Source organism: Flavobacterium sp. DSP2-3-1, assembly GCF_049896865.1.
GTDB lineage: Bacteria > Bacteroidota > Bacteroidia > Flavobacteriales > Flavobacteriaceae > Flavobacterium.
Window position 1 is genome coordinate 118,396 of the sequence record NZ_JAFCVD010000002.1, and the last position, 21,953, is coordinate 140,348.

General features: G+C 34.8%; 18 protein-coding genes. 7 read left to right on the forward strand and 11 right to left on the reverse strand.

All coding sequences use genetic code 11. From position 1 onward, the window contains the following. Positions 1–37: 37 nt before the first annotated feature. Positions 38–724 (forward strand): zinc metallopeptidase, encoded by a 687-nt coding sequence (locus ACP7AT_RS02815; RefSeq protein WP_426062845.1) that lies wholly within the window; start codon positions 38–40, stop codon positions 722–724. 93 nt (positions 725–817) lie between these two features. On the opposite strand, the gene ACP7AT_RS02820 is transcribed toward ACP7AT_RS02815, so the two are convergent. From ACP7AT_RS02820 to ACP7AT_RS02830, 3 genes are all read right to left on the reverse strand, one after another. Further along, positions 818–1,288 carry an Lrp/AsnC ligand binding domain-containing protein gene (locus ACP7AT_RS02820; protein WP_426062846.1) on the reverse strand — a complete coding sequence of 157 codons (471 nt, stop codon included), beginning with the start codon at positions 1,286–1,288 and terminating at the stop codon, positions 818–820. Between the two features lie 292 nt (positions 1,289–1,580). Beyond that, on the reverse strand, positions 1,581–2,330 hold the full coding sequence (locus ACP7AT_RS02825) for a uroporphyrinogen-III synthase (protein ID WP_426062847.1): 750 nt from the start codon (positions 2,328–2,330) through the stop codon (positions 1,581–1,583). 12 nt (positions 2,331–2,342) lie between these two features. Beyond that, a complete protein-coding gene (locus ACP7AT_RS02830) occupies positions 2,343–3,014 on the reverse strand; it encodes a DUF4271 domain-containing protein (RefSeq protein WP_426062848.1) in 672 nt (223 codons plus the stop codon). A 103-nt stretch (positions 3,015–3,117) separates the two neighbouring features. Between ACP7AT_RS02830 and ACP7AT_RS02835 the strand changes: the two genes are divergently transcribed. From ACP7AT_RS02835 to ACP7AT_RS02845, 3 genes are read left to right on the forward strand one after another with little or no spacing between them, the layout of a single operon-like run. After that, positions 3,118–3,843, forward strand: coding sequence for a polyprenol monophosphomannose synthase (locus tag ACP7AT_RS02835; protein WP_426062849.1), 726 nt, complete (start codon positions 3,118–3,120; stop codon positions 3,841–3,843). 12 nt (positions 3,844–3,855) lie between these two features. After that, the gene (locus tag ACP7AT_RS02840) at positions 3,856–5,196 is read left to right on the forward strand and encodes a dihydroorotase (RefSeq protein WP_426062850.1); all 1,341 of its coding nucleotides are present in this window, start codon (positions 3,856–3,858) and stop codon (positions 5,194–5,196) included. Positions 5,197–5,206: 10 nt separating this feature from the next. After that, positions 5,207–5,632, forward strand: coding sequence for a DUF4296 domain-containing protein (locus tag ACP7AT_RS02845; RefSeq protein WP_426062851.1), 426 nt, complete (start codon positions 5,207–5,209; stop codon positions 5,630–5,632). Positions 5,633–5,645: 13 nt separating this feature from the next. Here the strand turns inward: ACP7AT_RS02845 and ACP7AT_RS02850 are convergent, their stop codons facing one another. Continuing rightward, entirely contained in the window at positions 5,646–6,635 is a 990-nt protein-coding gene (locus tag ACP7AT_RS02850; RefSeq protein WP_426062852.1) for an NAD-dependent epimerase/dehydratase family protein, read from the reverse strand. A gap of 183 nt (positions 6,636–6,818) precedes the next feature. On the opposite strand from ACP7AT_RS02850, the gene tyrS reads away from it, so the two are divergent. After that, positions 6,819–8,111 (forward strand): tyrosine--tRNA ligase, encoded by a 1,293-nt coding sequence (tyrS, locus tag ACP7AT_RS02855; RefSeq protein WP_426062853.1) that lies wholly within the window; start codon positions 6,819–6,821, stop codon positions 8,109–8,111. Positions 8,112–8,180: 69 nt separating this feature from the next. Here the strand turns inward: tyrS and ACP7AT_RS02860 are convergent, their stop codons facing one another. The 4 genes from ACP7AT_RS02860 to ACP7AT_RS02875 all read right to left on the reverse strand — a co-directional run bounded on the left by ACP7AT_RS02860 (position 8,181) and on the right by ACP7AT_RS02875 (position 13,913). After that, complete coding sequence (locus tag ACP7AT_RS02860) at positions 8,181–9,161, reverse strand: acyl transferase (protein ID WP_426062854.1); 981 nt, start codon at positions 9,159–9,161, stop codon at positions 8,181–8,183. A 147-nt stretch (positions 9,162–9,308) separates the two neighbouring features. Then, on the reverse strand, positions 9,309–9,647 hold the full coding sequence (locus ACP7AT_RS02865) for a T9SS type A sorting domain-containing protein (protein ID WP_426062855.1): 339 nt from the start codon (positions 9,645–9,647) through the stop codon (positions 9,309–9,311). Between the two features lie 104 nt (positions 9,648–9,751). Beyond that, complete coding sequence (locus tag ACP7AT_RS02870) at positions 9,752–10,939, reverse strand: hypothetical protein (protein ID WP_426062856.1); 1,188 nt, start codon at positions 10,937–10,939, stop codon at positions 9,752–9,754. A 193-nt stretch (positions 10,940–11,132) separates the two neighbouring features. Next, a complete protein-coding gene (locus tag ACP7AT_RS02875; RefSeq protein WP_426062857.1) occupies positions 11,133–13,913 on the reverse strand; it encodes an outer membrane beta-barrel protein in 2,781 nt (926 codons plus the stop codon). A 175-nt stretch (positions 13,914–14,088) separates the two neighbouring features. On the opposite strand from ACP7AT_RS02875, the gene ACP7AT_RS02880 reads away from it, so the two are divergent. Together ACP7AT_RS02880 and ACP7AT_RS02885 are read left to right on the forward strand one after the other, a co-directional pair. After that, positions 14,089–14,772, forward strand: a complete 684-nt coding sequence (locus ACP7AT_RS02880) for a response regulator transcription factor (RefSeq protein WP_426062858.1) — start codon at positions 14,089–14,091, stop codon at positions 14,770–14,772. After that, on the forward strand, positions 14,773–15,822 hold the full coding sequence (locus tag ACP7AT_RS02885) for a sensor histidine kinase (RefSeq protein ID WP_426062859.1): 1,050 nt from the start codon (positions 14,773–14,775) through the stop codon (positions 15,820–15,822). Between the two features lie 79 nt (positions 15,823–15,901). Here ACP7AT_RS02885 and ACP7AT_RS02890 read toward each other — a convergent pair whose 3' ends face one another. From ACP7AT_RS02890 to ACP7AT_RS02900, 3 genes are all read right to left on the reverse strand, one after another. Then, positions 15,902–16,969: a glycosyltransferase gene (locus tag ACP7AT_RS02890; protein ID WP_426062860.1), complete on the reverse strand. Its 1,068-nt coding sequence runs from the start codon at positions 16,967–16,969 to the stop codon at positions 15,902–15,904. A gap of 96 nt (positions 16,970–17,065) precedes the next feature. Continuing rightward, positions 17,066–20,497 (reverse strand): hypothetical protein, encoded by a 3,432-nt coding sequence (locus ACP7AT_RS02895; RefSeq protein ID WP_426062861.1) that lies wholly within the window; start codon positions 20,495–20,497, stop codon positions 17,066–17,068. A 193-nt stretch (positions 20,498–20,690) separates the two neighbouring features. Further along, the gene (locus tag ACP7AT_RS02900) at positions 20,691–21,947 is read right to left on the reverse strand and encodes an aspartate kinase (RefSeq protein WP_426062862.1); all 1,257 of its coding nucleotides are present in this window, start codon (positions 21,945–21,947) and stop codon (positions 20,691–20,693) included. Positions 21,948–21,953: the final 6 nt, after the last annotated feature.

Sequence of the window (21,953 nt, forward strand, 5' to 3'; positions counted from 1 at the left end):
ATGTTTTATTTTAAACATTTAAATAAAAAACAAAAATATGGGAATGGGTTATTTGATTCTTGCCGGAGCTATTATGCTTTTCAGCTGGTTAGTTAGTTCAAGACTAAAAAGCAAATTTGAACATTATTCTAAATTACAATTACAAAACGGAATGTCAGGCGCTGAAATTGCCGAAAAAATGCTTGCCGATAATGGGATTCGCGATGTAAGAGTGATCTCGACACCGGGTCGTTTGACGGATCATTACAGTCCGGCGGATAAAACAGTGAATTTAAGTGAGGCGGTTTACAACCAACGAAATGCGGCCGCGGCGGCTGTGGCCGCACACGAATGTGGTCACGCCGTGCAACATGCTGTGGGATATCAGTGGCTCACGATGCGTTCTAAATTAGTGCCGGTGGTGAATGTGGCTTCCACCTACATGCAATGGATTTTGCTTGGAGGAATCTTGATGATGAAGACTTTTCCACAATTACTACTGGTAGGAATTATCATTTTTGCAGCGACGACGTTGTTCTCCATAGTTACTTTACCGGTCGAATATGACGCGAGCAATAGAGCATTGGCTTGGCTAGAAAACAAAAGAATGTTGACACCACAAGAACACGCTGGGGCTAAAGATTCCTTGAAATGGGCTGCAAGAACGTATGTTGTGGCTGCTTTAGGATCTATTGCAACCTTGTTGTATTATGTTTCGATTTATATGGGCGGAAGAAGAAATTAGATTTTTCGTTTAAAAATAAAAAAACGTCTTGTTTAAAAACAAGACGTTTTTTTTGTTCAATAAGTAACGCAACACTTGCTCGATTAAACGGAACTATAATTGAATCTGCCTGTCGATTTGCTGATTCAGGGAAATAAAGGTTTCTGTTCTGGAAACACCTTCTATCGCTTGGATTTTGGTGTTGAGCAAATGCATTAAATGTTCGTTATCCCGACAAATAATTTTTATCAGAATGGACCAGTTTCCTGTGGTGTAATGGCATTCTAATACTTCAGGGATTTTCTTTAATTCACGCACCGCTTCTGGATTTCGTGCTGCTTTGTCCAAATAAATCCCGACAAAAGCCATCGTATTGTAACCCAGAATTTTATTATTTACGGTGAATTTTGATCCCGAAATAACGCCAGACTGCTCCAGTTTCCGCAAACGTTGATGAATTGCCGCTCCTGAAATTCCTATTTTATTGGCGATTTGAAGAATTGGTTTTCGGGCATCTTCCATCAGGTCGCGTAAAATTTCTTTGTCGATGCCGTCAATTTCTACAATTAAGGAATTAATTTTCATGAGTTGTTATTTTAAACTAAAATACAAAATTTAGTTTAGATTGGAAATCAAATTTAATGTAAAAACGATTAAATTCGATATTTACTACGTTTTAATTGCAAGTTTTTTGTCACATAGAGTGCAGTCGAAATGCTAAAATTATTATGGACTGCGCTTAAACTGACAGCAGGACTAATTTCTACTTATTGTTAATACATGAAAAAGAAGCACAACGCGATTTTACACTTGGCGCCATAAAAAAAGCCATTCAGATTGCGAATGGCTTTTGTAATTGTATCTAAAAAGTATTTTTTTACTTTCCTTTATTGGCTTCAATAATGTATTTTTCCAAAGCCATTGTCATAGAAGGCGTTGCTGGTGTTGGTGCAAGAATATCGACTCTCAAACCATGATCTAAAGCTTCTTTTTGAGTTGTGCTTCCAAAAACGGCAATTCGAGTGTTGTTTTGTTCGAAATCTGGGAAGTTTTTGAACAATGATTTTATTCCGGTTGGGCTGAAGAAAGCCAAAATATCATAATATACATCAGCTAAATCAGACAAATCGCTCATCACCGTTTTGTAAAAAACAGCTGGAGTCCAATCTACTTTTAATGCGTTTAACGTAATAGGCGCATCGGCATTTAATTGGTCTGAAGCAGGCAACAAGAATTTTTCGTCTTTGTATTTTTTTATTAATGGAGATAAATCGGCAAAATCTTTTGGTCCTACGTAAATTTTACGTTTTCTGTACACTACATATTTTTGCAGGTAAAAAGCGATGGCTTCTGATTGACAAAAATATTTTAATCCTTCCGGAACTTTATAACGCATTTCATCAGCAACTCTGAAAAAATGGTCAACAGCATTTTTACTGGTTAAAATAATAGCGGTGTAATGATTGAGATCGATTTTTTGAAGTCTAATCTCTTTGGCATTAACTCCTTCTACATGAATAAAAGGTCTGAAATCAATTTTTACTTTATACTTTTGCTGAAGTTCAAAGTAAGGCGAATTTTCCACCTTGGGCTCGGGTTGTGACACCAAAATTGTTTTCACTTTCATATATAACGTTTTCTAAGCACTCTCTTTTGTAAACCAATAATACATAAAATAATACGGAGCTATTTCGAGAGCGCAAAGATATAAAATAAAATAAAACAACTTACCGAATATTAAATTTTGATAATTTTTTATTGAAACAAAATAAGTTAGTATGTTTATTATCAGTATTATAGCTATAATTACTAACGGAATATTTCTTGAAATTGAGTCGTAATAAAACAAAATTATATTCAAAGGCAGTATGAATAATCCAATATACGTTCTGTAAGTCACTTTTTGCAAGTTAAACTGTTCCATAAATTCTTCGATATTGAAGGATGTGGCAATTATTTTTTCAATCAAATATTTCGATAAAATAAAGAAAACCAAAAACGTAAATATCTGAATGTAGAGCAACCAATCTGTTTTTAAGGCATGACCAAAATAACTCAGCGAAATTTGAATGAAAAATGCAAGAGAAATGACTTGGACAAAAAATAAGGCGACAGTAAATCCACTTCTCATATGGCTGCTGTCCCTATAAACTTTGGTGTATTTGTTGGAAAAAATTAGGTTTGCAAAATCACCAAATCGATTTTCGAAAACAGATTTAGTAATTGCAATAATTGCAAAAGACAGAACAAAAAGTACGGTTGCCCAGTCTTTATTCTCAGTTATTCGGGGGTGAAGAATAGTTTCGATCATAACGCTGCAAAATTACTAATTTTTCTATCATTCTTTTTATTATAATTTTATTAAGGCTGAAATGGCAAAAAAAGGGTACTTTTGCAGGGAAATTAGTCAAAATATGAATGATTGCATTGTTATAATCCCTACTTATAACGAAATTGAAAATATAGAAAGCATTATTCGATCAGTGCTCTCGCAACACAAACCTTTTCATGTTCTAATTATTGATGATAATTCGCCGGATCATACTGCTGATAAGGTCGTTTTACTTCAATCAGAATTTGAGGATAGATTGTTTTTGGAACAAAGAGAAAAGAAGGCAGGTTTGGGAACCGCTTATGTTCATGGATTTAGATGGGCACTGCGACAAAAATATGATTACATTTTTGAAATGGATGCTGATTTTTCCCATAACCCCAATGATTTAGAAAAATTATACAGCGCTTGTTATTTTGGTGATGCTGATTTAGCGATTGGTTCCCGTTATGTGACGGGAGTAAATGTGGTAAACTGGCCCTTAAGCCGCGTCTTGATGTCGTATTTCGCATCGGTTTATGTGCGAATGATAACGGGAATGAAAATTCATGATGCCACAGCCGGTTTTGTCTGTTATAAAAGAAAAGTTTTAGAAGAGATCAATTTAGACAAGATAAAATTTGTTGGATACGCCTTTCAAATTGAAATGAAGTACAGAACCTACTGTAAAAAGTTTAAAATTACGGAGGTTCCAATTATTTTTACCGACAGAACAAAAGGGCAGTCCAAAATGAGTAATTCGATAATTGTCGAAGCCGTTTTTGGAGTTATTGCGCTCAGATTAAAAAGATTATATAACACATTATAAGAAAAAGATACGATGAACAGGGTTTTAATTAAGAATGCCAGAATAGTAAATGAAGGAGTGATTTTTGAAGGCGATGTATTAATTGAGAATGACTTAATTGTTGAAATTTCAGAAAGTATCAGTGCCAAATTTTCGGACTGTAAGATTATTGATGCCGAAGGAAATTATTTGATTCCGGGTGCAATTGATGACCAGGTGCATTTTAGAGAGCCTGGACTGACGCACAAAGGCGATATTGAATCCGAATCCAGAGCGGCAGTTGCAGGCGGTATTACTTCCTACATAGAGCAACCCAACACTATTCCTAATGCAGTCACCCAAGAAATATTAGAGCAAAAATACGAGTTGGCTGCCCAGAAGTCCTATGCGAATTATTCGTTTATGATGGGCGCTACCAATGATAATTTGGAAGAAGTTTTAAAGACCAATCCAAAGAATGTTGCCGGAATCAAAATATTTTTAGGTTCGTCAACCGGAAATATGTTGGTGGACAATGAAGCAACTTTAGAGAAAATATTTTCGAGCACGCCCATGCTTATTGCGGTGCATTGTGAAGATGAAGCGACCATCAAAAATAATTTAGCCAAATACAAAGAAGAGTTTGGAGAGGATGTTCCCGTTACGGCGCATCACCTCATCCGAAGCGAGGAAGCATGTTATATTTCTTCTTCCAAAGCAGTTGCGTTGGCTAAGAAAACAGGCGCCCGTTTGCATATTTTTCATCTTTCGACTGCGAAAGAAATGGATTTGTTTACAAATAAAATTCCATTGGAAGAAAAGAAAATCACTGCCGAAGTATGCGTGCACCATTTGTGGTTTACCAATGATGATTATGCTACGAAGGGCAACCTTATAAAATGGAATCCTGCTGTGAAAACCGCTAATGACAGAAAAGTGCTTTGGGAAGCATTACTGGACGACCGAATTGATGTGATTGCTACAGATCACGCGCCACATACTTTAGAAGAGAAAAAGCAATCGTACCTGAATGCGCCTTCCGGCGGACCATTAGTGCAACATGCTGTTGTGGCTATGTTTGAAGCGCACCACCAAGGAAAAATAAGTGTAGAAAAAATTGTGGAGAAAATGTGCCACAATCCGGCAAAAATATTCAAAATAGAGAAACGAGGTTTTATTAAAGAAGGCTATTACGCCGATTTGGTAATTGTAAATTCAGGTTTGCCTTGGAGCGTAAAAAAAGAAAACATTTTGGCTAAATGTGGTTGGTCTCCATTTGAAGGATTTACTTTTAAATCCAGAATTACCCATACTTTTGTGAACGGACAATTAGTTTACAACGCTTTTAAAGTGAAAGATATTCGTGCAGGAAAACGTTTATTGTTCGAAAGATAAAATTTATCAGATGAAAAAAATCGTATCATTTTTAGCAATATTGACTCTTTTAACAAGTTGTAAAGACGTAGTAGTGCAAAAACCAGAACGTCTTATCGAGAAAGACGTGATGCTTGATGTGATGTATGATTTAGCTGTTTTGGAGGCGATAAAATATCAAAATCCAGCTTCTTTAGATACTTTTAAAATAAATTCAAGAGACTATATTTATAAAAAATATAAAATTGACAGCCTTCAGTTTGCCAAAAGCAATGTGTATTACGCATCGGATTATGATGATTATAAATTGATGTTTGAACAGATTTCAAAACGACTGGATGCCAATAAAAAAAGCGTCGATTCATTAGTGAATTTAGAAAAAAAGAAAAAGAAACTACTTCTTCAAAAAAATAAAAAACCATCTCCTATAGTCGGTGACACGACGAAATTGAAATAATATAACTGCAGTTTTACAGTTTAGAAATCTCTTTTATGTATTGATAAATAGTAATGAAATCAGTTTCCAATCGGTCTTTAATCTTCTCATTAGAATAATTATTTACCGAATAGGAAGCTCTTACAGTGGCTTGGGATAATTTTCTCTTTTGCTGAAACACATTTGAAACAAACCAATCCAGCCTCCAGAGTATTTCCATAAAAAAGGGTTTAGCATGAATTTTAGGTCGTTGCACACCAAATGAATCGGCCATAGAATTGAGAATGTCACGGAAAATACTATTTTCTGCAATCAAAGTAAAGCGTTCATTTTTAATTTCGCTTTGCATTAATTGATGCGCCATTCGAATAACATCAGTTACGGCAACAAATCCCGTTGAGCCCATTGTATAAAATTTCAACCCGTTTTTTACTTTCGTAAAAAGTTGCCCACTTCCTTGTTCTCTAAAACCGGGCCCGAGAATGACACCAGGATTAACAATTATAACATCTAAACCTTCTTGTTGTCCGCGCCAAATTTCCATTTCGGCGCCATATTTAGAAATGGCATAATCAGTATGGTACTTTTCCGGATTCCATTCCGTTTCTTCTGTGATGAATTTTTCATGAGGCAGTAAATCACCTAAAGTAGCAATGGAACTGACAAAACACAGTTTTTTTATTTGATAAGAAATACAGAAATTCACAATATTAGCCGTGCCTTCAATGTTTGTTTTTCGCAATAGATTTTCATCTTTGGGGTCAAAAGAAATCAAAGCGGCGCAATGGTACACAGTGTCAATATTTTGAAAGGCAATTTCTAAGGAAGGAACTTTAGTAATATCTGCGGGAATCCATTCGATTTGCTCAAATAGGAATTCCTTTTTATAGGTAGCGAACAATGATTTGGTTTTCTGCATTGAAGCGACACTTCGATACATAGCGCGTACCTTTTCTCCATTATCAATTAAATGAAGCAATAGATGCGCGCCTACTAAACCAGTTCCTCCTGTGACTAAAATCATATTTACAAATGTAATGAAATCAATTTCAATGGCAATAGCAATAGCAATTTCAATCGGATGACATTTTCAATCACAACTTCAATTTAGCACTTTAAAATTAATTTTTTTACAAAAATTGTTATTGTAATTGAAATTGATTTTTGCCATTGATATTATTATCTTTGTGCAAATTGATTAAAAAAGATGAAGAATTTTATTGAAGAAGTAACTTGGAGAGGAATGCTCCACGATGTTATGCCCGGTACAGAAGAACATTTGATGGAACAAATGCGTGTGGCGTATGTGGGAATTGATCCAACTGCCGATTCATTGCATATAGGACATTTAGTTGGCGTGATGTTGTTGAAACATTTTCAGCTTTCTGGACACAAGCCATTAGCTTTAGTGGGTGGCGCAACAGGAATGATTGGTGATCCATCAGGAAAATCGAATGAAAGAAATTTATTGGACGAACCAACATTACGTCACAATCAAGAAGCTATAAAAGGGCAATTGGTTCGTTTTTTGGATTTTACCTCCGATGCGGCTAATGCGGCTGAATTAGTGAATAATTACGACTGGATGAAGAATTTTTCTTTTCTGGATTTTATTCGTGATGTAGGTAAACATATTACCGTAAATTATATGATGGCAAAAGATTCTGTGAAGAAGCGTTTGTCATCCGAAGCTGCCGAAGGAATGTCTTTTACAGAGTTCACCTATCAATTGGTTCAAGGATATGACTTTTTGCATTTGTACAGACAAAAGAATTGTACGCTTCAAATGGGAGGAAGTGATCAGTGGGGAAATATCACCACGGGAACTGAATTAGTCCGTAGAATCGCCAGTGGAAAAGCGTATGCGTTGACTTGTCCGTTGATTACAAAAGCGGATGGAACCAAATTTGGAAAATCCGAAGGCGGAAATATTTGGTTGGATGCCGCAAGAACTTCACCATATAAATTTTACCAATATTGGTTGAATACATCTGATATCGATGCGGAAAAATACATCAAGATTTTTACTTTTTTATCGAAAGAAGATATCGAAATTTTAACCGAAAAACACAAAGAAGCAGCACATTTGCGTTTGTTACAAAAACGTTTGGCCGAAGAAATTACGGTGATGGTTCATTCAATAGAAGATTTAGAAAATGCAATAAAAGCGTCGAATATTTTGTTCGGAAATTCTACTTCGAATGATTTGAAACAATTGGACGAAGCCACTTTCTTAGATGTTTTTGATGGAGTTCCTCAAGCGGAAATCAGCAGAAATGAAATTGAAACTGGAATTAATATTGTTGACGTTCTAAACGAAAAAACAGGATTTCTAAAATCGAATGGTGAAGCAAGGCGAGCTTTGGCAGCCAATTCTATTTCAGTAAATAAAGAAAAAGTAGCTGAAGAATTCGTGCTTTTGAGCAAAGATTTAATCAACAATCAGTTCGTATTATTGCAAAGCGGAAAGAAAAATTATTTTGTGGTGCGAGTGGTTTAATCGTTTAACTGGTAAATTGTTTAATTGTAACTTCAGTTAACCGACTAAGCAAATTAACCATAAACCTTCTTACAAAACCATCAAATTACAACCACGAATATCAGAATTATCAAAACGTCCTAATACCTCGAAAGAGTTGTTGGGATTTTTTTTGCCCAAATCCTGCGTGGCAATAAACGAACAGGAATTGATGTTAGCCAAATCTATCACGTTGATTCCGCCTGTTTTTCCGTCTTGGATGTAGGTCAAAGCATCTTCTGTATCACGAACGAGGATTTGCATCCAAGAGGGGCATTCAAACACTCCGTTTCCTAAAGAATACGCTTGCGAAAGTAATTCGGTCATTCCATATTCTGAATGTATGGCCGAAACGCCAAAACCTTTACACAATTGTTCGTGCAGTTCTTCCCGAATCATTTCTTTTCTTTTGCCTTTCATACCGCCCGTTTCCATGATAATGGTATGCTGCAGTTGGAACTGTTGTTTCTCGATTAAGTCTAACAACGCAAAAGTCACCCCAATCAGAATGACGTTTTGGCCGACCTCGTCTAAAGCGATAAGTTTAGCAATTAGTTCGTCATGATTGTGCAGGTAAAAACCACTTTCGGTATGATTTGATTCTGCAATTAAATCCTTTACCATGTATATTAATGAAGAGCCATCTCGTTCCAGATAGGATGGAAGCAAGGCCAAAACAACATAATCTTCAATATTGCCATAAAATTCAGAAAATCCTTTACGATAACTTTCGTTATACAAGCTGACATCGGTAACTAGATGTTTGCTGGTAATTATTCCGGTGGTTCCGCTGCTGGTGAAGGTTTCTTGAATGGGATTGGTATTCGAAACCACTTCGTGACTTTTGAAGAACTGAATCGGTAAAAATGGAATCTGTTGAAGAGATTTTACTTTTTGAGGATCTGTTTTTAAAAAATCACAAAACTCCTGATACACTTTATTGTTTTCATATTGGAAACGAAACATTTTCAAGGCAATTTTTTCAAACTGTTTTTGACTGGAAATGGTAAATATATCGGATGATGTGATCAAGAATTTTTTTTGCAAAAGTAATCAAAAATTCAAAGGCAAACCAATAACAGAATTGGATAAACTTGATTCTTAGGATTAATTCCTTTTGAACAAGACACAAAAAAAAGCCCCAATTGCAATTGGAGCTTTAGTGCTGTATTTTTGAAATTATCGGATAATTAATTTTCTGGTTGCTGATGCTTCTCTTTCATTGATTTTTATAATGTAAACTCCTGAAGAAAGATTCGAAACATTTAATTCTCTAGAGCTGATCACGGTTTGAAGTACTTTTTTTCCTAAGACATCAAAAATAATTATTTCTTTATCAAGTTCGTTTTTTGTAGAGATGTAAACTTTGCCATTACTCACAGGATTCGGGTACAAGCTTAAACCTTCTATAGTGGCGGTTTCTTGCATTCTTGGTTGTTGTTTAATTTCTTGAGCACTACCGTTCAGAGAAAATAAAAGAACCAATACAGTTATAATATAAAAGTAGTTTTTTGCCATCAGATAAGTTTGAGAAGTAAATGTACAAATATAAATTCAAAAAGCATACCAAAAAAAAACATCCTGATTGCTCAGGATGTTTGATATGAAATATAGATTGTTATTTACAAATTTCCTAATAAGTTAACCCCATCAACTATAGCCCAAGCACCAGGAGTCAATACAGCTCCATTAGCAGTAGTACTAGTTGTATAGTTCGCAGGTAAAAATGTTACTGTGAAAGTTGTTGTACCAGCACCCCATAAAGAAGTATTGTCTGCAATTTTTACATTAAGCATTTTAATTTTTCCTGTAAGAACTTGATTGGTGTTTGTAGCAGCATCTTGAATTCTAACTGAAGTCGCATTTGCTGATGTATATCCAGAAATTACTACATTAGAATATTCTCCATTTCCTTCTTTTTTAAATTGGATTGCATCTACTTCAAGAGGATTTCCTGCCTCAGTAACTGTTCCTGCAGCTCTTCTTAAAGTAATATTTGATACTTTAGGAAAGAATGCATTATTTACACTTTTTGATTCGATTTCCATTCCAAAATTTCCAGCTCCAGTTTGATACGCATACCAGTTGGTGTTCGCCTGACCTTGCCATCCATCTTGCCAGTCAAAAGAATCATCTGTATTTCCATAAGAAATAAGGTTTTTAGCACTCACTGTTCCTCCGTAAAATTCAAATCCATCATCAGCGCCTTTATATGAAACCAAATTTTCTAATACTGTTCCAGAGCCAACTGAATAAAATGAGAAACCATTCATCTCAGAATTTCCGTCAAGTATTTTTTTACCAGCATATTCTACTCTAACATATTTTAGTGAACCACCATTATGTGCTGCATTTGTACCACCGTAAACAATATTTGTACCATCTTCAGAAGTTGCATTAGTGATAGGCGATCCGTCTGCAGTTTTCCCAGAAACAATTGGAGCATCACCAAACATGATTATACCACCCCAAGAACCTGCAGTTTTAGATTTTTCAGTGAACACCACTGGTTCAGCAGCAGTTCCTGCAATATTTAATTTTCCTCCGTTTTCTACTAACAATGCATCTGTACCATTTGAAGCATCCGCAGTAACTACTGAACCCGCTTCAAAAGTTAAAGTAACGCCGCTTTTTACTCTCACGGTGCCGCTTAATGCGTAAGCACCTTTTATGTACGTTTTTGATGCCGCAATGTCACCGGTGATATCGCCTGTTGCCGAGGGTGGAGTAACCGCTACATCATCGTCACTTGAAGTACAACTTGTAAAAACTAAGCTTAATAAGGCAAGGCTGAATACTAATTTTTTCATTTTAATGATTTTAAAATTATAATTTTTTTATTATTTATTTTATTCAAAAGTACATCGAGTCTCCTGTAATTTAGTTACGTAATTGTTACTAAAGTATTATATAACAATCAATTTGATGTAAATTTTATGTTACTTGGGTAACCAAAAAAAAGAGCTTTAGGAGCTCTTTTTCTTATCAATAATTTTTTTGTTGTTAAAATGTGTATCCGATGTTAACAGAGAATCCGACACCTTTTTTGAATTCTCTTAACACTAATGAGTCTTCAGTAATATTTATAGTGCTTTTACTTCCTAACTCTTTTTTATAACTTGGATTTAAGATGTTGTCTACGCCAAATTTAAGTTCGACATTTTTTGAAAGTGAGCTCGTCCAGATGAAATCTAATTTACTGAATGATTTTTCATAAATGTGATCAATTCCTGATGAACCTACCGCGAAAATTCGGTCTCCGTAAACATTATAAACTAATGTCATAGAGTTTTTCCAGTCTTTTCTCAAGACAAAATCGTATTTTAGATCGGAATTAATCAACCAGCTTGATGCTCCTTGTAATTTTCGGTTAGTACTATTTTCTAATTCGTTTCCTTGTTTAGTAGGATTTACTTTTACATCGGTACTCATCAATGACGTATTCAGACCAAAGGAGAAATTAGAAAGTGATTCGTTAATTCTGCTCAATTGTAAAAGCATTTCTATTTCGGCACCATAAATAACGGCTTGTTCAGAGTTTTTAAAAGTTGTGATTTGACCACCACTGTTTGCAGTTGGTTTGAAAACTCTTTCAATAGGATTGTTAATTACTTTTCCAAATACTCCTACAGCAAACAATTCTTTGTTGTTTGGGAATAATTCATATTTGAAATCAGCATTGTAATTTTCACTGTCTTTCAAATCTGAATTACCACTTTCTGAAGTTCCGTCTGGATTAATGTAGTTTATTGGTAACAATTCCATTGCAACTGGTCGAGTTATTGTTTTTGCCAATGAAAGTCTCAAATTACTGTTTTCACTTAAAATGCGTTTTGCATTTACAGACGGTAAGATATCAAGTTTATCATCGGTCTTTTTGCGGAAAGCACTTCCAAAAACATCACCTTGGTTTCTGTATTTTATTACACGAGTAGAATTTTCAGCTCTAATTCCGGCATTCAAATCCCATTTTTCTCCAAGATTCATAAACAAATTGAAATATCCTGCATTGATAAACTGATTCAATTTAAATTTATAATCTCCATTAGACTCTTCCTGAACATAAACAATTCCGTTGTTGATGTCTTGGTTGATGTTTTGGCTAATAGTATTTAAATCGGCAGTATAATTTTTCTCAATACTTCTTCTTCCTGAGAAGAAACGGTACGAAGATTCCATGTCGTTCAGCGAACTGTTGTATCCAACAGAAAGTGTATTAGAATCTTCTTGGTTTCCAAATTTCAAATTATATTCCAAAAGTGATGAGTAATAAAAGTTTCCTTTTACATCTAAGAATTGACGGTTCAGGTTGTTACCACCATAAGACATATTGATGTCATTTTCGTTAACTTTTATACCAGTAATAAATTTTCTGTCCGGTTGCTGAAAAGAAGTTTTGATATAGGAACCTCCGGCTTTCAAACTGTGTTTGCCGTCTTCAGATAATTTATAATCCCCGTACAATTGAGTGTTCCAGTAATTAGACTCCTCATACTGATTTAATCGGATAAGATTATTCGTTTGATTTGCTAAACTGTTTGTGTATCCTAATTGATCTTGAATTTTGCTTTCGGTCGCTTTAATTAAAAACGTATTAAAATTTAAATTAAAACGGTTTGTTTTGTATTTCATTCCAGCTAAACCTGAAAATGTAGTGAAGTAACTGTATTGTGTATTGTATAAATTATTGTCGAAGTTCCCTTGTCCAAGATTAAAAGTTCTGTCTACACCTTCTCTGAAAGTGTATTTATTGTCAAAATTAAATGACATAATATAACTGATATTTTTCTCATTCTTAAGACTGAATTTTTGTGCATGTAAAAAACCAATGCTGGAATTCAATGGACTTTGTGTACTGTTGACATCCCATGATTTGTTACCAAATCCATTTTCATGTTCTGCTGGAGAAAGTCTTTGTCCACTTGGAACTGATCCAAAAATACTTGGAAGTGCTCTGTCTTTTCCGATAAGTCCTAAAGTTCCTTTAGTAGAGTTTGAATCATCCGAAATAAGGAAATCTTTAAGATTATTGTTAGTTGTGTAGCCAAAACCAATATTCAACTTAGTAATGTTTTTTGCTTGCGGTGTTTCAATGTTAACGGTTGCTCCAGCAAAATCTCCAGAAATATTAGGATTGAAGGTTTTATAGATGTTCAGAACTCCTACGACATCTGTAGGGAACAAATCCAGTGGAATGATTTTTTTGAAAGGACTGTTTGACGGTGATTGTAAATCGTTTATCAATAAGTTATTGTAACGGTCTTCTAAACCTCTAATAAATAATCCTCTACCGTCAACTTTAGTAATTCCAGTGATTTTTGTCAAACCTTCTTCAACATCACTAATACCTTTACGGGCCATTTCTTGTGCGCCGATGCTTTGTTTGATCACAACCGCTTGTTTTTGGTCTAATAATAAGGCAGTTTCCTTTTCTCTATTTACTGCAGCTCTAACAATTACGTCTTCTAATTTATATCCGGCGGAACCTAATGCTTGATTTATAGTTACAATTTCATTTGCAACAATAGTTACGGGAACTTCTACGGATTCATAACCTACGAAACTAAATTGAATAATATATGTTCCCGGTGCTGCAGCAATGGAATATTTTCCATCAATATCTGTGTTGGTTCCATTTGTTGTACCTTTAATAACAACGTTAGCAAATGGTAAGGATTGATTATTAGCATCTTTGTCTGTTAACATTCCAGTAACTGTTCCTTTATTTTGTGAAAAAGAAATGCCTGTTAGTAATAACGTGAAAAATAGTAACTTGAGTTTCATTTGTTTAATTTTTTTGCAAAGTAACGCCCGAAATGTAAAATGTAAGTTACTGGCTTGTTATGGTTATGTTTTGTTTTGTGCTCTAAAATGAACCCAATATTAAATTACGGTTAACAGCTTTTCAATACTCCATTTATTATTACATTTACAATTCAAAAACAATTTTTGGCGCTTTATGAAGAAAAAACACACCAAGATTCTATTAGTAGACGACGAACCGGATATCTTAGAAATTGTAGGGTACAACCTCTCTCAGGAAGGATATCAAATCTTTACAGCGGCAAACGGCAAAGAAGCTGTAGCCAAGGCAAAAAAGGAAATTCCAGACCTAATCATAATGGATGTTATGATGCCGGAAATGGATGGAATGGAGGCTTGTGAAAACATTCGAAAAATTCCGGAACTTAGCAATGTTCTAATCACTTTCCTGACAGCCAGAAGCGAAGATTACTCGCAAGTTGCTGGTTTTGATGCTGGTGCGGATGATTACATTACCAAACCTATCAAACCTAAATTATTAGTTAGTAAAGTAAAAGCTTTGTTGCGCCGATTAAAGGAAAAAGAGCAAAACAGCGAAACACTAAACGTAGGCGGAATCGAAATTAACCGGGAAGAATACAAAATTGTAAAAGATAATATTGAAATTGCATTACCCAGAAAAGAATTTGAGTTGTTTTATCTTTTGGCTTCAAAACCAGGAAAAGTATTCAAACGAGACGAAATCTTGGATAAAGTTTGGGGTAATGAAGTAGTAGTGGGCGGAAGAACAATTGACGTTCACATCAGAAAATTACGTGAAAAAATAGGCGAAGATTTCTTCAAAACAATCAAAGGAGTGGGATATAAGTTTGAAGTGTAAATGACAATAAATTTTAAAAAAACATATCGTTTTGCCGTCAAGTCGGCTTTATATATTACTCTTTTTTCTACAGGATTAGTTAGTTATCTCACCTACTTGTTTTTTACTATTTCTTATCAGTTTTCCCTTCTTTTTGCCTTGTCAATTGCTACATTTTCCTTTGTCGTAATTCAATATCGGGTGGAACGTTTCATTTATAAAAAGGTAAAAAAAATATACGATGATGTTTCTTTATTGGAATCAAGTACGTTTAGGAATCAGCCTATAACTACTGATATGGCCACACTTACCCGTGAAGTCAAAAAGTTTGCCACGGATAAAAAACTGGAAATAGAAACATTAAAAGTCCGTGAAGAATACAGAAGAGAGTTTTTGGGCAATGTTTCTCACGAACTCAAAACTCCGCTTTTTATGGTTCAAGGCTATCTGTCAACTTTGCTTGACGGCGCCATGAACGACAAAACAATTCGAAAAAAATACTTAGAACGAGCCGAAAAAGGTGTGGAAAGACTCATTTACATTGTTCAGGATTTAGATATGATTTCCAAACTCGAAATTGGCGAATTGAATTTGGAAGTAGCTAAATTTGATATCGTTAAACTCGTTCAAAATGTGTTTGATTTGCTTGAAATGAAAGCTTCCAAAAAAGATATTTTGTTGATGTTTGATATGAAATACAACAAACCTATTATGGTTCTGGGCGATCAGGAAAAAATCCAGCAAGTGGTCATGAATTTGATTGTGAATTCTATTAAATACGGAAAATTAAAGGGATCAACCGAAGTCAGTATTGAAGACTTAACAGATGAAAAAGTAATCGTTCGAGTAACCGATAACGGGGAAGGAATAGAGAAAAAAAATATTTCGAGACTTTTTGAACGTTTTTACAGAGTAGATAAAAGTGGTGCTAGAACAGAAGGAGGTTCTGGCTTGGGATTATCTATTGTAAAGCACATAATCGAAGCTCATGAGGAGAAAATTTATGTAGACAGTACTTTTGGCGTCGGCTCTGAATTTTCTTTTACCCTTGAAAAAGTAAGAAGCAATTAAGAAAATATAGTTAATAAAGATTTACTATTTTAAAAACCAATTCATCAGAATTGGTTTTTTTTATGCCTAAAAAAATTTGCTATTTCTCAAAAACCTGAAATAAATTTGTCCAATCTATTTTAGAATCTAATCGTGGCAACCCTTTATAATTGTGAATTTCCTTAATGTTATCCAACCTGAAATCATTTTGATTCGAATAAGGAGCTAGGCCTTCTTTCTTTAATTTTTTAGCCAAATATTCCTGTTCGTATTGCCCGGGTGTGGGAATAAAAAAAGCCTTCTTTCTTAAGATTGCAAGATCCATTATTGTGGTGTAACCGGAACGACAAAGCACCATTTCACTTTCGTTAAAAGCTTGTTCCAGCGCTGTTGAATTCATGAAATTATAATAGGTTACATTTCCTTTTACAACAATTTTCTGCTCAGATTCAACATTTCCTTCGATAAAAATCACATTTCCTTCAAACCGAACGATTTCTTTTTTTAAATGGGTTTCTAATAATCCCCGTTGAGGTTCCGGTCCCGAAAGAATCACAAGCAAGTCGTACTTTTTGGGCAACAGTTTCTTTTGCAGTCTGCTTACCGGTCCAATATGTTTGATTTTGGGATTCACGTTGTCAATATGGCCCAGTTTCCCCGTCAGATTTAGATTGCCGGGATGATCCGGAACCCAGCATTCGGTGTATTTATTCATAACATATTGATGGATTTTGCTTGTAATCCAAGTTGTGTTCCCTGTCAATACATTCAATTGGTGTGTGATATACACCGAGGGAACTTTCTTATTGAAAACACCCATCCTGTTATCCGAAATAATGCCGTCAATGGCGTATTTTTCAATCCAGTTTTCAGTTATTTTTTTTTCTTGGCGAACAGCTTTTAGGGTTCTCAAACTATTTTTTAATAATTTCCATTTGAAATTTTGTCCTTTTTTTGCATATTCTATTTGGTATGAGGGAAGTTCCAGTGTTTGTATGTTGGGGAATTCCTTTTCTAACAATGCCAATGCTATCCCATCGGATGCAATTATTGGGATATAGTTGTTTTCTAATAACGCTTTAATGATTGGAATGCATCGTGTTGCGTGACCTAAACCCCAATTCAAAGGTGCAACTAAAATAGTTTTTTGTTCCGATTTCAAATCCATGTGCGATAAATAAGTTCGTTGTTTTTACTTTGAAAGTTAGGTAATCAACCCGTTGCGCATATTTCTAAGGGATTACCAAACCATTAAATTATTTCATTAAAAATAAGCTCTTAATTGCACGTTTCCAGTATGAATGGCTTGGCTTGTTTCGCTTTTTCGACCTTGGTAATTAACGTTTACATCTAAAAATTGTGTGATATTTTTTTGCAAAAGCAATCTCCACGTCAAGTTTTGACCCGTTTGTAATCCTTCCAGCATTTGAAATCCTACTGAAGAGAATTCATTTCCATCAAATTTATTTTGGTAAAAAGAAACTTCTCCGTTCATTGTGAATTTTTTAGTTCCTGCATAAGAAAAGGCGGTCCCAAAGCGATTTTGCAGCAGCGTTTCCGTACCGCCACTTTGATTTTCTTTCTTTTGTAATTCATAAAAGATATCCCAACTGGTACTCTTGGAAAATAAATAACTGATTTTTGGAGCCAATTGATAACCGTTGATGTCGAAGTTTTTCTCTGGGAAATTCTCCGATTGAATGGCGGTTTTTATCGTTTTGGCAAAAAAACCAAACAGCCAGCTTTTATTGTATAAATGGTTGTACTGCAATTGATGGGAACTGTTGCTAGCTGCCTGCGAACCTATGGACAATAAGTTTTTCGTTTTATTCTGAAAGTAAGAATAGGTAATCGAATGGTTTTGTTTTCCTCGATTGTAAAACAAACTGTTTCTTAAACTGGAATTTAGTCCCAGCACATTTTCATTGGAACCGCTAAACGGATTTAATTCAAAATTAGCACCGTCACTTCTCGTTTTTTGGTCGATTAAAAAAGCGGTTTGATTGTAGAAATAAGAAAGTAATTTTTTTATTCCTTTCTCATTTTGCCATTGATTTGGGTTTAAGGTCACGGATTGGGAGAACTTATTTTGATATGTTTTTATATAAATCCGATTGGGTAAAAACACCCGGATAAATTTCGCCTGATCGATAAAGGGAGCGACTTCAAACTCCTGTAATTCCTGAATTCCATTGCCGTTGTAATCATTCCAAGTGTAAACGCCTTGTCCGGCTGGTACTTCCAGATAGGTAAATTCCTGTTGCGGAATGGTTCCGGAATTCGTTTCGTAAACCGTTGTACTTTGGATTAATTGATTGAAAAAACGGTCCGCATACACGATTCTGGAATTTAATGTTGGTTCTTTTTTTCGTGTAGCGTCCACAAATTCCAAGACTCTGTAATTGGCGTAAAGGGACAAATCACTTTTATTGGTTTGAATTAATTTTGATTTCAACATAAAAGTCTGGGAGGAATTTACGCGCTGAATCAAGTTGTTCTGTAAGCTATCATTGGTTCTTCTAAGATAACCCAATTCCATAAAAACCTTGGTGCTGTCACCTCTTCCAGTGAAAAAACCGTACTCTGTAAATTTTTGGCTTAAAGCTGAAAACCGATTTTTAACTTTGTCTTTTTCCTGATTATCCTCTAATCGCAAGCTGGAACCAACCCAATTTTTATCGAAATGAAAACGCATTTGAGACTGGTTTCTTAAAAATTTCGAGGATAAAATAGTTCCATCGCTTTTTAAAAAACTGCCTTGGTTTTGAAAAGTCCAATTTTTAATCCGAAACAAACCATTTAAAATATGCCTGCTGCCCGAAAAATTTTCGGAGAAATCTAGTTTTTCAAATTGATACAGTACTAATCCTTTATTGGTGGATTTTGGTTTTGGATTTAAATCCAATTGCAACCCGGAAACTAATAAACTTTGATTTCCAATGCCTGCATTTCCTAAATTCCAGTCCCTGTCAAATTCTATATTATAAAGCCGTTCCACAGAACTGAAATTGTTTTGCACAAATTGATAATTAGTGAAAGCATCCATTTGCCATTTTTTTGAAAAAAGCCGTTGTTTGGCATTTATTTTTCCAGCCAAACCTTTGTTATTCGCATCATCAATAGTCGAAAATAAATTTTTATCATTGTTGCTGATGCCAATTTCAAAATCTACAGCTGTTTTTTCAGTGGGTTTAAATTTCCCTAAAAAGGTGGCGACTTGTACCTTCGTTGGCGCAATAAGTTGAATTATGGGTTCGTAATTTCCTTGCGGAATCCCGTTTATAGGAGCATTGTATTCGTAAACTCGGGTGATTGTTGCTGCATTGGTCAAAATATAATTCCCGTTATTAGTTCCTACCAAAGTGAATCGGACATTGAATAATTCTTGTTGTGCGTCATTTGAATATTCGAAAATTTCTACGGCATTAACGAGCGTTTTTCGATACAGTACTTTGTTTTCGGAGTAAGTGTCAGAATAGGCGGAAGGCGCAGTCATCAAACTTGGATTGTCTCCGGAATTCACCAATATTTGGGCTTGTTCCTGTGACAAATTTTGTTGTAACGGTTGGTTTTTCAAGTCGTTTTCCGAATATAAATAGCCTCCAAAACTCCATTTCTTGTTGTCATGCGTGGCTCCGGTGTAAGTTACAAAACGCGTGTAATTTCGATCGGAATATTGGTATTCTATAGCAATTCGCATTTCGGAAGTGATGGTAAAAAGTGGCGTAAATACAATTTCACCGGCATTGTAATCTATCGTATAATCATTGTTTTCGCCTCGTTTCAGTAAAATTCCATTGACATAAACCCGCTCTGAACCTGAAACCACGACAACATACAATTCGCCATTTTGCCCTTTTAATTTGTAAGGACCTTGATTGCCTTCTTGTCCCACAATATCACTTTTGGCATATTGTCCTCGAACTAAAGCCGCTGATGCAAATACATTTGTTTTGTTATCTTCGGTTCCAAAGTTGAAATTGGTTGCCAGTCCCTGTACTTTTTTGTTGAAATTCAGGAATTGGGTTTTCTTGTTTTCCAGAAAGATATCACCCGCTCTAATATTCCAGTCCTCGCTGAACAATTCCATGAAAACATTGTCAAACTGATCCAGTTTTTGAGAATAGCCGCCGTCCTGCAACGGAATATTACTGTCTTGAATGGAGGCTCTTAAACTTACTTTTTCGGAAATTTTACCTGTGATTTGTAAATCTAAATTGGAGTTCAAAACCGCATTTTGATTGTTCCCAATCGTCAAGCCACGCGTAATGCTTCCGGAAGTGTTCAATCCGTCAAAAGGCACATTTTTGTTTGTTTTTTTTTCTTCAATTTTGTATAAATTTCCAGTTCCTGCTTCATTACTGACAACTCGGCTGGAGTCGTAAATATGGTATTCTTGAGTTAATATTGCCGGAAATTTAAGATACTGTACTGTAAGCGAATCGGAGCTAAAATTGCTGTTTTCCTTTAAAAAGAGCGTACCTTTTTCGAAATTTATTTTAAATAATGTGCTGTCGATTCGCTTGCCATTGGCGTCAAGCAATTTGAAAAAACTGGAATTAATGCTTCCTTTTTCTAAGTAAATCGTATCGCGTGAGGGAAGGATTTTTTTGGTTTTGTACAACGAATTTATTTCCTGGGCATGGAGCCCGGAAAAACAGCTTATTACAATCCAAAAAAGTAATTTTTTCAACATAAATACTATAACTCGAAAGTATCAAAAGTAGTATTTATAATTCGATAATTAGAACATGTGTCAATCAGAAAATGAGTCGATATATAAATAATGATATTCTCGCTTTAAGCTTTTGTTAATATACTTTGAGCAACAAAAAATGGGAATCAAAATTTAATTTCGATTCCCATTTTTCAATAGTATTAAACAGTTTTTAAACTTCTTTTGTCACGACTTGCATGGTTTCACGACTGACTTGTTTCAACAAAACAATTTTGTTTTCTTCGACAGTTTGAGTTGCTTTGTCATCGAAATGTCTAATGGTGTATAAAGTGACATTTTCATTAAATTCAACTTTGAATTTTTTAGATAAAATGGCATTCAATGCTTTAAAAGTATCAAATTTATCTTCCACACATACTGAGAAACTAATTGCAGAATTCTGAATTAAGTTTACTTTTATTTTGAATTGGTGAAACAATGCAAAAATCTCACTAATGTTTTCTTCCATGATGAAAGAGAAATCTATTGAGGAAAGCGAAATCAAAAGTTGATTTCTTTTGACAATAAAACAAGGCAGATACGGTTCTAAATCGACACCTTTAGCAACACTTGTTCCTTTTAATAATGGGTTTATAAAGGATTTCACATACAAAGGAATTTCTTTTTTCTTTAAAGGCTGCAACGTTTTTGGGTGAATAACCGTTGCGCCGTAAAAAGCTAATTCAATGGCTTCGCGATAGGAAATTTGATTTAATAGGCTGGCATTTTCAAAATATCTTGGGTCGGCATTCATTACTCCGGGAACATCTTTCCAGATAGTTACGCTTTCGGCATTTAAGCAATATGCAAAAATTGCAGCAGTATAATCGGATCCTTCACGACCCAAAGTTGTAGTGAAATTATTCTCATCTGAACCTAAGAAACCTTGTGTGATGTTCAGTATTTTTCGTTTAACGTTTTTGGCAATATTTTTTTGTGTCAATTCCCAATCCACTTCGGCATCTCTATAATTTGCGTCTGTTTTTATGAAATTACGAACGTCCAACCATTGCGTTTTTATACCCATGAAATTCATGAAATGACTCAGGATAGTAGTCGAAATTAATTCTCCGTAACTTACAATTTGGTCGTAAACAAAATTATAATTGGGAGATTTATTGTGTGTTAAGAAATATTCTAAATCAGTAAATTGTGTATTTACAGCGGCAAAAACGTCATTTTTGTCTTCCTCAAATAAATCCATCAAAATTTGATTGTGGTATTTTTTTACTTCTTGGACAGATGAATTTAATTCAGCCGATTTGTCGAAATAGTTTTTTATGACAATTTCCAATGCATTCGTCGTTTTTCCCATTGCAGAAACGACCAACAATACATCTTCGTATCCCACTTTTTGTAAAACTTCATATACGTTTTTAATTCCTGCGGCATCTTTTACAGAAGCTCCTCCAAATTTGAATATTCTCATAGTTTT

Excerpts from the sequence above, each read along its gene's own strand:
- ACP7AT_RS02880 (WP_426062858.1), top strand. The coding sequence starts at position 14,089 with ATGAAGAAAAAACACACCAAGATTCTATTAGTAGACGACGAACCGGAT.
- ACP7AT_RS02895 (WP_426062861.1), bottom strand. The coding sequence starts at position 20,497 with ATGTTGAAAAAATTACTTTTTTGGATTGTAATAAGCTGTTTTTCCGGG.
- ACP7AT_RS02815 (WP_426062845.1), top strand. The coding sequence starts at position 38 with ATGGGAATGGGTTATTTGATTCTTGCCGGAGCTATTATGCTTTTCAGC.
- ACP7AT_RS02825 (WP_426062847.1), bottom strand. The coding sequence starts at position 2,330 with ATGAAAGTGAAAACAATTTTGGTGTCACAACCCGAGCCCAAGGTGGAA.
- ACP7AT_RS02820 (WP_426062846.1), bottom strand. The coding sequence starts at position 1,288 with ATGAAAATTAATTCCTTAATTGTAGAAATTGACGGCATCGACAAAGAA.
- ACP7AT_RS02900 (WP_426062862.1), bottom strand. The coding sequence starts at position 21,947 with ATGAGAATATTCAAATTTGGAGGAGCTTCTGTAAAAGATGCCGCAGGA.
- ACP7AT_RS02865 (WP_426062855.1), bottom strand. The coding sequence starts at position 9,647 with ATGGCAAAAAACTACTTTTATATTATAACTGTATTGGTTCTTTTATTT.
- ACP7AT_RS02830 (WP_426062848.1), bottom strand. The coding sequence starts at position 3,014 with ATGATCGAAACTATTCTTCACCCCCGAATAACTGAGAATAAAGACTGG.
- ACP7AT_RS02875 (WP_426062857.1), bottom strand. The coding sequence starts at position 13,913 with ATGAAACTCAAGTTACTATTTTTCACGTTATTACTAACAGGCATTTCT.
- ACP7AT_RS02845 (WP_426062851.1), top strand. The coding sequence starts at position 5,207 with ATGAAAAAAATCGTATCATTTTTAGCAATATTGACTCTTTTAACAAGT.
- ACP7AT_RS02850 (WP_426062852.1), bottom strand. The coding sequence starts at position 6,635 with ATGATTTTAGTCACAGGAGGAACTGGTTTAGTAGGCGCGCATCTATTG.
- ACP7AT_RS02870 (WP_426062856.1), bottom strand. The coding sequence starts at position 10,939 with ATGAAAAAATTAGTATTCAGCCTTGCCTTATTAAGCTTAGTTTTTACA.
- ACP7AT_RS02840 (WP_426062850.1), top strand. The coding sequence starts at position 3,856 with ATGAACAGGGTTTTAATTAAGAATGCCAGAATAGTAAATGAAGGAGTG.
- tyrS (WP_426062853.1), top strand. The coding sequence starts at position 6,819 with ATGAAGAATTTTATTGAAGAAGTAACTTGGAGAGGAATGCTCCACGAT.
- ACP7AT_RS02890 (WP_426062860.1), bottom strand. The coding sequence starts at position 16,969 with ATGGATTTGAAATCGGAACAAAAAACTATTTTAGTTGCACCTTTGAAT.
- ACP7AT_RS02885 (WP_426062859.1), top strand. The coding sequence starts at position 14,773 with ATGACAATAAATTTTAAAAAAACATATCGTTTTGCCGTCAAGTCGGCT.
- ACP7AT_RS02835 (WP_426062849.1), top strand. The coding sequence starts at position 3,118 with ATGAATGATTGCATTGTTATAATCCCTACTTATAACGAAATTGAAAAT.